The sequence below is a fragment of the Vagococcus humatus genome, from assembly GCF_003950325.1.
Classification (GTDB): Bacteria; Bacillota; Bacilli; order Lactobacillales; family Vagococcaceae; genus Vagococcus_C; species Vagococcus_C humatus.
This window is the reverse complement of record NZ_PXZH01000001.1, coordinates 83,185-98,054: the sequence shown is the minus strand read 5'-3', so window position 1 is coordinate 98,054 and position 14,870 is coordinate 83,185. Positions and strand designations below refer to the sequence as shown.

Here is a 14,870-nt window from a genome sequence, read left to right as displayed (position 1 = left end):
GTTATAATATAAGTATCAATCAAATGGGAGGGACAGATATGTTTCATCAAAAGAAAATTTATAAAACCTTAGAAAACAAGTATTTCACCTCAGAAAGTTTGCACCAAGAATTAGAAGACATGAAACAATCCAAGTTTGACAATGTTTCTTTTACTGGTTTAAATTTAAATTTAGATATGTTGATGACCCAAAACATTCGTAATGATCGTTTTGAGTTAATCGAAGTGCAAGGTGGCTTAGCTAAAAAAACCTTTAAAAACTGGCACCATGATTTAAGTTTAGCAATTACCATTTATAACGCATTTGCTCGTTATACTAAAGAACATTTCCAAGAATACTTAGAAGAGTCTCATCGTTTCGAAGAAGAAACTGGAAAAGATAATTCTACTAAAGAATTTAAAGCTTACTTTGAGCAAGGTAATGCCATGTACTTCCATGATGTTTTACATAGTGTTTTTAACGTTTCACGTCGCTTAGACTTATCTATTGAAGACTTTAATGAAGCCTTATTAGCCGATAATCTAGCTATTGAAGATTATCCACTTCCTGAAAAAACTGTCTTTGAAGGAAAAAAAGCTCACTAAACTAAAAAAATTCCTTAACATCGTTGATACTAACGACATTAAGGAATTTTTTATTCGGCTATTTTAATAATATCCACAAATTGACTAGAAATAACTTGGTTTAACTCTTTAGGAGCTAAACCGATTTGTTGTCCTCTTTTACCGGCTGAAATATAAATAAGCTCTTTTGTCAAAGCCACTTTATCAATAAAAGTGGGGTATGCTTTTTTCATGCCAATCGGAGAACACCCTCCTCTCATATAACCAGTCGTTGCTTCTAAGTCTTTTAAGTGAAGCATTTCTACTTTTTTATTACCACTAGCCTGAGCTAGTTTTTTTAAATCTAATTCTTCATTTCCAGGAATAACTGCCACAATTGGGCCTGTGTGGTTACCAATTGCTACTAGAGTTTTATAAATACTCGCTTCTTCTACTCCTAAATTATGAGCTGCTGTTATAGCATCTAAGTGATCTTCACTCCAAGGAAATTCACTGTGCTGATAGGTAATATGGTGTTGATCTAATATGCGCATTGCATTGGTTTTTACCACTTTTTTCTTTTTTCCCATGTGTCTTTCCTTCTTTCTTACTTAGTGTGAGCTTCTCTTGGTTTAAGTAAATGTAAGGTTTCTTTTACTTGTTGCACAGTTAACTGACCAGGCGCGCTAGACTGAACCCCTTTAGCAAATGTTAGACAAGATGGAATAATTTCCCCAGAAATACGCGTTAATTTGCCTAATTCTCCCATACTAATACCACATACTAACGTTTCAGGGAAAGTCACTGACATAGTCATTAATACTTGTAACAGGGTTAAAACATCTTGAGATGTAGTCGGGGTAACAGCTAGTTTATATATGTCCCCACCTAAGTCTTTCATCTCTTTTAAAAGACTTACTAATTCTTCATAGTTACCTGTTTTTTCTGTATCATGATAAGACCTAATAAAAGGAGTAGAGTAAACTTCTAACACATTTTTTAATCGACTAGCTTTAAATCCTCCTTGGTGCCGCCACTCTATATCAATCATATCCACAAACTCAGTTGTAATAATATCTTGATATAAATCAAAATAAGCTGTTTCAGACAAGTCTAGCTGGCCTCCCTCGTCTTTTGTCCGGCAAGTAACTAATAAAGGAGTCTCCTTTAACACATCTCGCAAATGCTTCAACGTTTTGACCACCGTTGTTGTTTCTTGCCAGTCGCTAAAGTAATCAATCCGCCATTCAACTAAATCAATATCAGCTAGTGGTAATTGACTCACTTCTTTCATTAAAGCATCGTGATTCTCTCCGCAAATAGACACACAAACATTTGTATGATGAGCGCTCCACTTGGTTTTTCTTGTTGTTAACATTAAGCATTCCTTCTTTTTCTTCTAATCTATTTATCTAATTGGTAAATAAACACTTTTAAATAATTTCCTTCAGTAAAGGCTGGATTAACTTGGAAATCACTAGGTAGACGCTCTTCTTTAAGCAATTTATAAGAGCGGTTCATCTGGCTCATTCCTTGTTCAATCATTTGTCTAAATTTTTTCACTGATACATTAGCCGCATTGGTTGAAGCAATCAATAACCCTTGTTGATTTAAAATAGGCAAAGCATCCATCACCAATGTACCGTAATCTTTCGCAACCGAAAAAGTTTTTTTCTTATTTCGAGCAAAACTAGGTGGATCTAAAATAATACAATCATAACTTAGTCCTTTACGTTTAGCGTATCGGTAATATTCAAAGACATCCATCACTACAATAGAATGATCTTCAAGAGGCAGCCCATTAACTTGAAACATTTCCTGAGTTTTTTCAATGCTTCGTTTAGCTAAATCCACACTGGTAGTTTCAACTGCTCCCCCCATGGCAGCCGCCACTGAAAAAGCACCTGTATAACTAAAAGTATTCAACACTGTTTTCCCCATAGCTAAACCATCCACTAATTGTCCCCGTACATTTTTTTGATCTAAAAAAATACCGGTCATCATTCCGTCATCTAAATAGGTACTATAATTAACGCCATTTTCTTTAACGATTAACGGTTCTTTCGCCAGTTGTCCTGCTACATGTTGGCTAGTAGCTAGACCTGCTTGAGTAAACCGATTTTTCTCATAAATACCTAATACCTCTGGATAAACTGCTTGAATAGCTGCTAAAATCATTGGCTGCTTTTGATAGATACTTTCATTATACCACTGAATAACTAGGTAGTGATCGTACCAATCAATGGTTAAACCACCTATTCCATCTCCTTCTCCGTTAAAAATACGAAAGGCAGTGGTTAATTCATCTAAAAAATAACTTTGGCGTAATTTTTTCGCTTGTAAGAATTTTTCTTCAAAAAAAGCTTGATTAATAGGTTGACCTTGGTTCCAATTGATTATCCAGCCTATTCCTTTATTTTGTTCTCCTAAATAACCTGTTCCTATATATTTAGAGTCTCTTGTCACAAACTCTAACCACTCTCCAGTGTAACTACTATCTGCCTGGCGAACTAGATCTATTTCTTTAATTAAGGGATACCCTTGTTTCCATAAAGAGAGCTGTTTATTTTTTAATTGTATTTTCTTCATATCCTCATCCATTCCTTCATCATTCTTGACAAACATTCGTAATCTAGTCTATCATATTATTTATTTTATAGACACTGACAATCTTCTAAAAATTTCAGAAGGCTTTTATAAGTTTTTATAAAACCTATTGTAAATTGACAGTAAGCAGATATAATTATAAAATAGTATGTTGAGAGCACATTGAAAACCGAATATTAATTAACTTGTTTTTATTTTGAAAGGAAGTATATACATTGAAAAAATCACATTTTCCTAAAAGATTGAATACTAGAATGGGTTTTTTTGGATTAATGGTTCTTCTCTTCTGGGTAAAAAATATTTTTGCCTATGCAGTAGATTTCCATTTAGGAATTGAAAGTATTATTCAATATTTCATTCTGTTCATTAACCCAATTGCTACAACCATGTTTCTTCTAGCTATTGCCCTTTATGTGAAAAAACCAAAACGAGCTTACATCACGATGATAGTTATTTATGCGTTGATGACTTTATTAGTCTTTTCAAACGTCATCTATTACCGTGAATTTACAGACTTTATTACCATTAACACCATGCTAGGTGCTGGTAAAGTTTCTTCTGGTTTAGGTGAAAGTGCCTTAAGATTATTTAGACCTTATGATTTTATCTACTGGATAGATATTATTGCAGTCATTGGTTTACTTCTTACTAAAAAAATTAAACTAGAAGATAAACCAGTACGTCCACGGGTAGCATTTGCTGTGACTTCTTTAGCTATTTTGATGTTTTCCATTAACTTATCTTTAGCTGAAAGTAATCGTCCAGAACTTTTAAAACGAACTTTCTCAAGAGATCATATTGTTAAATACTTAGGTCTCCCAGTTTTTACCGTTTATGATGGAGTTCAAACTTATAAAGCCAATTTAAACCGTGCGCAAGCCAGTGAAAATGATTTAGTCAGTATTGAAGAATATGTTCACTCCCATTACGCTAAACCAAATGATGCTATGTTTGGTGCTGCTAAAGGACGTAATGTTATATATGTTCATTTAGAAAGTCTGCAACAATTCGTGATTGACTATAAACTAAAAGATGAAAACGGTGTGGAGCATGAAGTAACACCTTTCCTTAATAGTTTATACCATAGTCAAGACACTTATAGTTTTGCTAATTCTTTCCACCAAGTTAAATCTGGTAAAACCAGTGACGCTGAAACCTTATTAGAAGACTCCTTCTTCGGTTTGAACCAAGGCCCACTGTTTACTCAGTTAGGTGATAAAAACACCTTCCAGGCAGCCCCAGCTATCTTAGAACAGAAAGCAGGCTATACAAGTGCTGTCTTCCACGGAAACGCTGGAACTTTTTGGAACCGAAATGAAACGTATAAACATTTAGGCTATAACTATTTCTTTGATTCTTCTTATTATGATGTGAATGAAAACAATTCATTCCAATATGGTTTACATGATAAACCATTTTTCCAACAGTCTGTTAAATATTTAGAACACATGCAACAACCTTTCTACACTAAATTTATTGCTGTTTCTAACCACTATCCATACTCCGAATTTAAAGGAGATGAATTTGGTTTTCCAATTGCTCAGACTAAAGACACCACCATCAATGGTTACTTTGCAACAGCGAATTACTTAGATAAATCAGTGGAAGAATTTTTCAACTATTTAAAAGCCAGTGGTTTATACGAAAATTCGATGATTGTGTTATACGGCGACCATTACGGTATCTCTGATTCACGTAACGTAGAATTAGCTCAACTTCTTGGTAAAGACCCAGAAGAGTGGAATGACTTTGACAACGCTCAAATGCAACGAGTACCGTTAATGTTCCACATTCCTGGCAACCAAAAAGGAAGCGTGCAACAAACTTATGCTGGACAAGTAGATGTATTGCCTACACTACTTCATTTACTAGGTGTCCCAACAGATAACTTTTTACAATTAGGTCAAGATTTATTCTCTAAAGACAATGAACAAATTGTGGCTTTCCGTAACGGAAATTTTGTCACACCTAAGTACACTGTATTAAGTGAAAACATTTATGACAATCAAACAGGGGAACAATTATTAGATCCAACACCTGAAGTTCAACAAGAAGTGGATCAAATGCGGGAAAAAGTCAGAGAACAACTGAGTACCTCTGATGCCTTAACTAATGGTGACTTACTTCGTTACTACACAAATAGTGGTCTAAAAGAAGTGGATCCTAAAACTTATAATTATAAGAACCAATTGGAACGCTTAATCACTATTGAAAAAGAAAAAGGCGATAAATCAACTAGTCTGTTCAGTCAGCATGGGAATAAATCAACCACTGATTTATACCAAACTAAAACCTATAAAGAGTATCACCCTGAAGCAAACCAAGAGTCTTCAGACAAGACTGAAGCAGAACACACAGATACTACTCAAAAATAAGCACCAACATAAAAAGCCAGAAGAAAGTAGTAAACTTTCTTCTGGCTTTTTCTTTTTAGTTAGTTCGTATTATTTAAGTTTATTTTTAGAAGCAACTACTTGAGCAGCTGGTACAACTGCTTTGTTGGTTTTTCTAGCAATCATTGGTAAAATCAAACCTAATGAAACTAAAACAAGTGGTGTCACAATATTTAAAGATAATTGGAATAAATAAGCTTTAGGATCTACACCGTACTCTATTTTCGGTATCATTCCTAATAAACAAGCAAAAGCAGTAAAGATAAAACACCATAAACCAATCAGATAACCAAATTTTGGACTTTTTACCATTTTATAATCAGATTGGAATTTTTGATGTTGTTTGTTCACCCACATAAAGGCTAAGAATACCCATAAGTAACGCATTGGCATTACAATGGAGTTTAAGTTTAGTAACCATTTAAATAATTCATTCATATTGCCAATTCCTAATGAAGGCACAATGATTAAAATACTTACTAAAATTCCTGTTAGTTTATAACCATTAACTGGCGTTCCTTTACTATTTGTTTTCGCTAAACTATTTGGAACAAAGTTAGGATCCACATCTGCTAACAAGATTTTGATTGGTGCATCAATTGAAAAAGCTAAAGCGGAAACTTGAGCTAAAAAGTTAGCAATAGCATACAAGATAACGAAGAAACGACCTACTCCAAAGAAAGCACCTAACTTAGCAAATGCTAAGTAAGCTCCGTTAACCATTAAATCTTCTGGGATATTGTTAGCATCAAATAACATACCCATAGCTACTGAACCTAACAATGCACAGACAGCTACCATAACTGCTAAAATAATCATCCCTAAAGGAAATTCTTTTGAAGGATTTTTTGTGCTATTTACGTATGGAGAAATTTTTTCACATCCCCCTACCGCAAACACCAACATAGAAATTGTCGTTAAATATTTTAAATCGAAGGTTGGAATGTAAGTACTTAAAGAAGTCATATCTGGCGTTTCAATTTTAGCACCTGTCATTAACGGTGCAGCCACTGCTAAAATAATAAATAGAATAGACATGATAAACATAGCAGATCCTGCCATATTACCGATTCTTTTTAGTGTCGTTAACCCTTTAGAAGCCACCCATAAAAAGAGTAAGAAGATTCCTAGACAAATAGCTGAGATAATTTTAGAATCTACTTCATTAACAAAATTACCATTGCCTTTAAATAGCCAACTAAGAGCAACTAAAATCCCTTGTGGCTTTTGTGCCAAATAAGGAATATGAACTACCCAGTATGTCCAAGCAGCATAGTAAGCTAATTTAGCTGTCGATGTTTCTTTAATCCAAGAAGAAACACCTCCTCCTGATTCTTTAAATGTTGAACCTAACTGACCAACACTTAGTGCATATGGCACAAAATAAATAATCATAATGACAATCCATGAGAAGACTACTGCTAATCCTTGTTGGGCAAAGTTGTTTACAACATTTCCTAAGCCCCATACAGCAACAAATGCAATCAGTGCAATATTGTACCATCGTAATTGCTTTTCGTTCATTTTTTCTTTCCCCCATTATTTTTTGTGGATAAAATAACGCATTTTATTTAAATAAGCTTTAATCAAATCCTTTAACAAGTAAAATAAACCATTTATTATATTTACTTTAATTTAAATGAAACTAATGAGTTATTCTATCGTTATTGATTTTATAACAAAGAAAGCAGCATGACAATAACTTATCTATTTTTTTTGCTTAACTTCTTATAAAAATGATAAAAAAACACAATAAAATTCACTTTTATAATGAAAACGCTTACTTATTATTGCTATCATTCTTCTAGAATATTAAAAAAGAACGACTAATTAACTTAGTCGTTCTTTTCAAATTCTAATAATTCAGTTTCTTCTGTTACATCTTTCACTTTATGTTCCTTAATCATCCGCTCTAACATTTGATTTTCAGCTTGAATGACATCAAAATAAGCCGCTTTTTCTACTAAATTTTCATAATCATTTTTTAATATAGTCACACTTGGTGCTCGCCATAAAAATCCTTTATGAATTTTAACTCGGTTATTAATGACCCGGCATTCGTCCATCATGACAAATAATTCAATATCTTTAGCAGAATCTCTTATGTCATTAATTCGACTAAAATCATAAGAAAAATCTAATTGGGAAAAAGCTAATTGTTCACTCATACTAAGTAAACGTTGATTTAAATGCCAAGTATGTTCTAAATATTTAGCTTTTTGATAAAGACGATCGTATTCAATTAACGGAATTCTTCTTTTTTTATACCAATCTTTCGTCCGTTCCACGTAAGGTGGGTCTCCTTCCAAAACATCTAGTGATGAAGACATCATTTGTCTTTCTAAATGAGCGATAAAATGATTGAGTTTATCGTTGGTCAGTTGCATTCTAACACGAGCATCTTTCAACTGTTTTAATTCTGTTTCGTAGTAAACTTGTTGCTTTTCTAATTCAGAAATAGTCGCTTCATAAGTTGCGTTATCCTCTGAATTTACCTCAATATCTTTTTCATTAAGTTGTTCGTGTAACTTATTTAATTGAAGTCGTAATTGTTTATTTTCTTCAACTAATTGAGATACTTTAATTGCTTTTTTAGTTGTTTGCTTTGGTTTTGGTTGTAATTCTTCAGCGGTTTCTTGACTTGTAACTTTTTCAGATTGAGAACAAGTCTCTGGTGAGTCCTCTAATATATCTACTGAGGAATCTTTTGACTCTATTTGAGAAAGTGAGGAAGTATCTAAATCTTTTCTTAAATATATCTCTATCATTTTACCTAGCTCTTTTATCCAATCTTCCTCTGTTGCTCCTTGAAATAATTGTTGCACTAGTGAATCTTTCAAATGAACAGAGAAAGGAAAACCTACTTGTCTAATAGCTAGTGGTATAAAGTGAAAATCATAAATCTTTTGAATTTCACTTTCTCTCACTTGACCACTTATCCAAATCATTTGTGGATAAATTTCATTAAGTGCTAGGATAAAAGATTGCCAATCAAAATCAACTGAGTTAGCTAAACTAACCTGAATCCTTTTCTCAATAGAAACAGTTTGAAGAAGTTGGGTCAACTTAGACTCAACTTCTTCTTGTGGATACTGTTTATTGGGAAAATTAGTCTGATAAAGATTTTGACAACGATTAAATAAAACTTTTTCTAATGTGTGATTAAATAAGTTTTTTTCTCCTTCAACAGCGGAGTACTGATAGATTTTAATCTCTAAGGTTTGTATCAATTTGTCTCAGACTCCTTTAGCTCCATTAAATACCAACTGAATAAGGACTAGTTAGTATTAAAGTTTGTCCCTCAGTCAATATTTTTTCAGTTAGGTTATTCCACTCCATCAAGTGTTTAACTGAAACATTAGTAGATTTAGAAATACTTTTTAGAGTATCATTTTTCTTAACTCGATAAGTTTGAGTAGTTTCCGTTCTTTTAGCTAATACATCATACGTTGTATCTTTATATAAGGTAGAAGGAACTGCTCGTGTCATGGAGATTCCTAGTTGTTTAGCCTTTAATAAAACCAAATCATGGGAATTTTCTACTTGTTTAATTTGGCGTGTTTCTTCAATACTAACTATTTTTTCTTTTGTTTCTTTTGAGTCATTAGTGATTTCTTCTCGCTTAACAACTAGTTCAGAACCAACTTTAATTCCGTACTCTTCTTCATCCATTTGATTTAAATGTTTAATTTTTTTTATTGGAATGCCGTATTTTTTAGAAACATCCCAAATAGTTTCCTTTTCAGCGACAATATGTTTGGTCACTTTAAATGTTTTCATTACTTTTTTAACTTGATCAAACTGTTGTAAATCATAAGCTTCAATCAAACCATTTAATTTCTGATTATATTTTGTATCTGTAGCATATCTACCTGTTAAATATTTAGTTGCGTCCTTATAACTCGTTGTATTACTTTTCCAAGCTCCCTGGTAAAAACTTGTTTGAGACAACAATCTAGCATAATCCTCTAGAGATTCTTTATAAGAAGAATACTTTCTAAAGTTTGACTGGATTCCGTAAAGACTTCCATTTCCTGCATCTTCCATTGTGCCCATAGAAACACTCTGACCTTTAAATGTTCCTTTAATTCCAAATAAGTTATAATTAGGCGGCGCAGATAGCTTACTGTTACCTGAACCACTCTCTAAAATAGCTTGTGCTATCATAACAGACGCATACAAATTACTTTCTTGAGCTACAAGACTTGCTTCTTTACTAATGGATTGGATAAATTCTAAAGTCGTTTGATTTTTTAAAAAAGCAATACTACCATCTTGAATTTCAGCTTTATCAACAGACTTTGTTTGCCCTTTATCATCCGTTTTATTAACTAAACTAAGTTGCGGCTTTAGAGCATCATTATCTACAGAAGGCTTTGGTTGCTCTGGTTTTGGCTTATCCGGCTTTGGCTTATCCGGCTTAGTAATAGAAGGTGTTTCCTCAATAGGCAACATTGGTTTATTTTCTTCTGGTTGCTCTGGTTGACTAGGCTCAGAAGGTTCTTGCTCTTCAGGTATATCAGTATCTGGTGCCGCTAGATTGTCATCAGTATCTGGTGCCGTTTGACTACCTTCTTTTAACGGATCTTCTACTGATGTTGTCTCTTCATCAGACAACTGTTGAGCTAACTCGTCCTTCTGCTCTTTTTCCTCTAATACAACCGGTACACGCACTTGCTTACTTCTTTTTTTAACAGAAGATTTCTTTGTATTTGAAGGAGTATCTGTTGATTGTGCATAAATTTTTTTATCAGCACCTAAAGGAATAATACTAGATAAAACAAGTAAACCGGCACTGAATAATGTCACTATTTTTTGATACCAATTTTTTCTTGGTTTAATTATCTCCTTGCTTTGCTTCATTGGCTAATCATTCCTTTTATTGATCTTCGTATTTATGAATATGCTCCTCTTCTCTGGAATCCTCTGAAAGTTGAGTCAATTTATGTAATAATTCTTCAAAAACAATATCTGACTCAAATTTAGTTTGCTCCACACGTTTGTAGAAAGAAGCCGCATTTTCTTTCACTTGTTGTAATTCATTTTCTGCATCAAGCATCTTATGTCTAGCATGATAATTAGCTTGTTCTACAATTTGTCTAGCTTGAGCTCGAGCTTCTAATAACACATTAGCAATTTCTTCTTTTTGTTGACTTAAATCTTGAGAAGTCACATCAGATGAGTCTTTTACTGGTTCTTTGCTAGTTTCTTCTGGTAAATTAAGCATTTTTTCACTTAATATATCCAACTCTTGTTGTTTAGCTTCTAACTCTTGTTTCAGATTATTCATTTCTGTTCGATACTTTTCTAATTTACCTTCTAATTCTGAAACTTTTTGCCCTTCACTATTTTGAGTTAGTTGGGCTTCTTGAAGTTTCAATTGTAAGTTCATTTTTTCTTTTTCTAACTCTTCATAGTGTTTAGGTAGAGCTTTGACTGCTGAATACTGTAATTCAATAGCTTCTTTTTCACTTTGCAACTGTTGAATTTTTTGATTAGCCGCTCCTAATTGTTTTTTTAATTCTTCCGTAACATCCAACTCGTTAGCACTGTTAGATGATGCATCATCATCTTCATAATAATAATCGTAGTAATAATCATCATAATAACTTGAATCGTCTGATTTTTTACCTCTATTAAATAACATACAAACACTCCTTCTTATCAAAAAATTAGTGGTGAAACTATTAATTTTTTTCCGTTATTCCATTTTTTTATACTGTATTTACTATAAAAAAACACAAGTATATCACTCAAAATTATAACATAATAACATCAATTTGCAAATTTTGACAAACCTTATCTAAGACAGTTTATTAGTTGATAACTTATGCAAATCATCCTAATAATTAATTAATGCCATGATACTGACTATAAACCTCTTGTTTCTTTACTCCTCTTATTTTAGCTACTTTTTTTATTGCTTCTTTTGACGTTAAATTTTCCTCTTTGATAAATTGTTCAACATGTTGAGATATAGTTAAATCTAGCCATTCATTATCCTTTTTAGCTAAAAGCTGACTTGATCCTTGCAATAAAATAACGCATTCTCCTTTTAATTCATGGTCACTTAAATAGTTAACCAACTCTTCTAGGGTCCCTCTTAAATATTCTTCATGAATTTTTGTCAGCTCTCTAGCTACTACTACTTGTCTACTTTCTCCAAATATCTCTAACATATTGATTAAAGTAGCTCGAACTCGGTAAGGTGATTCATAAAAAATAAGGGTTTCTTGATGGTACAGATAGTTTTCTAACGCCTGTTTTTGTTCTTTTTTCTTACGAGGTAAAAACCCAACAAAAGTAAAAGGCTCAGCTGTTAAGCCTGAAGCAATTAAAGCAGTCATTCCAGCTGTTGCTCCTGGTAGAGCTACTACTGGAATCTCTTCTTCAATACAGGCCAAGACTAATTCATGTCCTGGATCACTAATAGAAGGCATTCCAGCATCACTTACCTGTGCCATATTAATTCCTTGTTCTAATTTAGCTAACAATGTTGGAATTTTTTCTTTATAATTATGCTCATGTAAACTAATTTGCGGCACTTTAATGTCAAAATGATTTAACAACTTTTGTGTATTACGTGTATCTTCACTGGCGATTAAGTCAACCTGTTCTAATGTTTTTACTCCACGAAAAGTCATATCTTCTAAATTTCCAATAGGGGTAGGAACTAAATACAAGGTTCCTTTTTGAGTACCTGATTTGAAACTTTTTTGTTTATTCATCCACTTGCTCCTTTAAAAAAACTGGTCGGGTAAACATACCCTAACCAGTTATTTTCTCTCTCCATATATCACATCTAAGCAAAAAGCACACTCTTCGTCATTTTCTCTTCTAGAACCATAACAAACATTACAAACATGAAAACCTTCTTCATAGATTTTTTCTAAATTCAACCGTGATTTAGATAGACCTTGTTTATTTTCATCTGTTGGCTCAAGTTGCTCTAATTCCATCTCAAATTCTTCTAGACGTTGTCTTAAATGTCTATTTTCCAATTCAAGATTGACATTTTGTTCTACTAATTCATCCGTAGAAGAGCGCATGTCTTCCATTTGCTTCAACATGTATTGTAACAATGATTCTATTTTCCCAAACTCATCATATAATGTTCGTTTATCCATAAGACTCTTCCTTTTGCTCCCTATCTTTTATCCGGTAAGTCCTTACTGTTTACTAGATTTTAGTTAGTTCATCTGCATCATAACTAACACCAGTTTCCTTGTTCATCAACCGAACTTGGACAACTCTATCCAATAAATTTAACCCAATGACTTTTCCTTCTCCATCAGGGGTTTTTACTCGAGCACCGTAGTCTGGTAGCTCTCTTCTGGCTTCTTCATATAGATCATTTTCATACTTCAAACAACACATTAACCGACCACACAAACCTGAAATTTTGGTCTGGTTTAAAGACAAGTTTTGATCTTTAGCCATTTTAATAGAAACTGGCATAAAATCACCTAGAAAAGTAGAACAACACAGCTGACGGCCACATGGACCAATGCCTCCCACTAATTTCGCTTCATCTCTAACTCCAATTTGTCTTAATTCAATTCTTGTTTTAAAAATAGAAGCTAAATCTTTAACCAACTCTCTAAAATCTACTCGACCATCTGCAGTAAATTGAAAAATCATTTTAGCTCGGTCAAAAGAATATTCCACACTAATTAATTTCATTTCCAAGTCATGATCCGCTATTTTCGCTTTAGCAATTTGAAAAGCATCGGCGGCATCTTGTTTATTTTCTGCTTCTTTATGTAAATCCTCTGCACTTGCGATACGTATGATTGGTTTTAAATCATCAGGAACATCTTCTTTGTTTATTTCCTTTTGGGGAATAGCTACCAACCCAATTTGTTTACTTTGTTGAGTTTCCACTAACACCTTTTGCCCATAGTTATACGTTTGATTTACTTCTGGTAGAAAATAATAGATGTGTCCAGATGGTTTGAAACGAATACCAACAACTGTTATCATTTCTTCCTTCCTTTCTGGAACCTTTTCAAGTAAGTCATCAGATTAACTCATCAGTTAATCCAATTTGGTAAACAATCTTAAAATAAATTGTTCGCAAACATTTTGAAAACTAACATTTGCTTGAAATTTTTGACTAGCCTCTGTTAACAACTCCATGGCTCTTACCCACTGTTTTTCACTCCAAATAGATAAATTAGTCTCTTTTGTAGGAATATCTTGTTGGAACTGATAAGTCAATACTTGTAAAGCCAGTTTTTGTTGTTCTTTATCTTTAAATGTTTTAGTTAGTTTTTGTTGAATATAAATAAAACTATACCAGTCTTGTTGTTTGATTAGTTCATACCAATGTGTCACCTCTTCATAAGCATGAGAAAACCAATCATCTGTCATTAGCTGATGGGCTTCATCTAGGTTTTGAGCTAATTTACTCAAAACCCCTGCCAGAGAAACGGGTACTTGTTCATTTTGCAACGTAGCCAATAAATTGTCTTCCGCTAAATTGATAAAATGAAAAATCTGACAACGTGATTGAATGGTTGGTAAAATACCTGGTTGATTTTTGGTCAAAAAAATAATTAAAATTTGTCCAAAAGGTTCTTCAATAAATTTTAATAAACTGTTAGAAGCAGATCGAGTCATTTTATCTGCATCTTCAATAACAATAACTTTTTGACGAGTTTCTACACCACTTTTAATAAAAGAATCTTTCAACTCTCTAATTTGATCCACTTTAATTGTCTGGCCTGTTGGTACCAAATACTGTACATCTGGATGTTCCTTTTGGGCAATCCTTTGGCAATTATGACAGACTTGACATGGCTCAGCGGTTTCATATTTATCTGAATTAGAACAAAACAACAATTGTGCAAACCAAATGGCTGCCAATGATTTCCCTGTTCCTTGGTCTCCTGCAAATAAAAAAGCATGAGCTACACGTTTTTTTAAAAAACTTTGCTGTAGCTGTCTTGATACAACTGGTTGTAATGTTTGAATCTTATTAGCCATTAGAAATGATGATACCCTTCAACTGGCATAATAAAAATAGTTGCTCCGCCAACTTGTACTTCTACAGGATAGGAGGTCATACTGCCTTCAATGGTATTTTCAAGTCCCATAGGAGCTGCTATATACTGAGTTCTTGAATGACATACGTCTTTTATAATTTCTAAGACTTCCTCTACTCTTTCATCTTCAATTCCGACAATAAAGGTGGTATTCCCTGCTTTTAAAAAGCCACCAGTTGTAGATAATTTAGTTGCTCGAATATTTGCATCTACTAAGGCATTCGCTAATTTGTTACTATCTTTATCTTGAACAATCGCTAAGATTAATTTCATAACCAGTC

The 14,870-nt window shown here is 33.2% G+C and carries 14 protein-coding genes; 2 read left to right on the top strand and 12 right to left on the bottom strand.

Annotated elements, in window-relative coordinates:
* Nucleotides 1-38: 38 nt before the first annotated feature.
* Nucleotides 39-584 carry a hypothetical protein gene (locus tag C7P63_RS00525; RefSeq protein ID WP_125942208.1) on the top strand — a complete coding sequence of 182 codons (546 nt, stop codon included), beginning with the start codon at nt 39-41 and terminating at the stop codon, nt 582-584.
* Nucleotides 585-634: 50 nt separating this feature from the next.
* Here the strand turns inward: C7P63_RS00525 and ybaK are convergent, their stop codons facing one another.
* The 3 genes from ybaK to C7P63_RS00510 are packed head-to-tail and all read right to left on the bottom strand — an operon-like array spanning nt 635 to nt 3,131.
* Nucleotides 635-1,132, bottom strand: a complete 498-nt coding sequence (gene ybaK, locus C7P63_RS00520; RefSeq protein ID WP_125942207.1) for a Cys-tRNA(Pro) deacylase — start codon at nt 1,130-1,132, stop codon at nt 635-637.
* A 17-nt stretch (nt 1,133-1,149) separates the two neighbouring features.
* Nucleotides 1,150-1,920, bottom strand: a complete 771-nt coding sequence (gene aroD, locus C7P63_RS00515) for a type I 3-dehydroquinate dehydratase (RefSeq protein WP_125942206.1) — start codon at nt 1,918-1,920, stop codon at nt 1,150-1,152.
* A gap of 26 nt (nt 1,921-1,946) precedes the next feature.
* Nucleotides 1,947-3,131, bottom strand: coding sequence for a class I SAM-dependent rRNA methyltransferase (locus C7P63_RS00510; protein ID WP_125942205.1), 1,185 nt, complete (start codon nt 3,129-3,131; stop codon nt 1,947-1,949).
* 272 nt (nt 3,132-3,403) lie between these two features.
* Here C7P63_RS00510 and C7P63_RS00505 point away from each other — a divergent pair, with 272 nt between their 5' ends.
* A complete protein-coding gene (locus tag C7P63_RS00505; protein WP_125943041.1) occupies nt 3,404-5,524 on the top strand; it encodes an LTA synthase family protein in 2,121 nt (706 codons plus the stop codon).
* Nucleotides 5,525-5,593: 69 nt separating this feature from the next.
* Here the strand turns inward: C7P63_RS00505 and C7P63_RS00500 are convergent, their stop codons facing one another.
* From C7P63_RS00500 to C7P63_RS00460, 9 genes are all read right to left on the bottom strand, one after another.
* A complete protein-coding gene (locus C7P63_RS00500; RefSeq protein ID WP_125942204.1) occupies nt 5,594-7,066 on the bottom strand; it encodes an APC family permease in 1,473 nt (490 codons plus the stop codon).
* A gap of 311 nt (nt 7,067-7,377) precedes the next feature.
* On the bottom strand, nt 7,378-8,772 hold the full coding sequence (locus C7P63_RS00495) for a hypothetical protein (protein WP_125942203.1): 1,395 nt from the start codon (nt 8,770-8,772) through the stop codon (nt 7,378-7,380).
* Nucleotides 8,773-8,797: 25 nt separating this feature from the next.
* On the bottom strand, nt 8,798-10,405 hold the full coding sequence (locus C7P63_RS00490; protein ID WP_125942202.1) for a glucosaminidase domain-containing protein: 1,608 nt from the start codon (nt 10,403-10,405) through the stop codon (nt 8,798-8,800).
* A 16-nt stretch (nt 10,406-10,421) separates the two neighbouring features.
* The gene (locus C7P63_RS00485) at nt 10,422-11,189 is read right to left on the bottom strand and encodes a coiled-coil domain-containing protein (RefSeq protein ID WP_125942201.1); all 768 of its coding nucleotides are present in this window, start codon (nt 11,187-11,189) and stop codon (nt 10,422-10,424) included.
* Between the two features lie 202 nt (nt 11,190-11,391).
* Complete coding sequence (rsmI, locus tag C7P63_RS00480; protein WP_125942200.1) at nt 11,392-12,270, bottom strand: 16S rRNA (cytidine(1402)-2'-O)-methyltransferase; 879 nt, start codon at nt 12,268-12,270, stop codon at nt 11,392-11,394.
* A gap of 48 nt (nt 12,271-12,318) precedes the next feature.
* Nucleotides 12,319-12,669 (bottom strand): DNA replication initiation control protein YabA, encoded by a 351-nt coding sequence (locus C7P63_RS00475; RefSeq protein WP_125942199.1) that lies wholly within the window; start codon nt 12,667-12,669, stop codon nt 12,319-12,321.
* A gap of 52 nt (nt 12,670-12,721) precedes the next feature.
* Nucleotides 12,722-13,525, bottom strand: coding sequence for a PSP1 domain-containing protein (locus C7P63_RS00470; RefSeq protein WP_125942198.1), 804 nt, complete (start codon nt 13,523-13,525; stop codon nt 12,722-12,724).
* Nucleotides 13,526-13,579: 54 nt separating this feature from the next.
* Nucleotides 13,580-14,530 carry a DNA polymerase III subunit delta' gene (gene holB / locus C7P63_RS00465; protein ID WP_125942197.1) on the bottom strand — a complete coding sequence of 317 codons (951 nt, stop codon included), beginning with the start codon at nt 14,528-14,530 and terminating at the stop codon, nt 13,580-13,582.
* A complete protein-coding gene (locus C7P63_RS00460; RefSeq protein ID WP_125942196.1) occupies nt 14,530-14,862 on the bottom strand; it encodes a cyclic-di-AMP receptor in 333 nt (110 codons plus the stop codon). Before C7P63_RS00460 ends, holB begins: the two co-directional genes overlap by 1 nt.
* Nucleotides 14,863-14,870 lie beyond the last annotated feature (8 nt).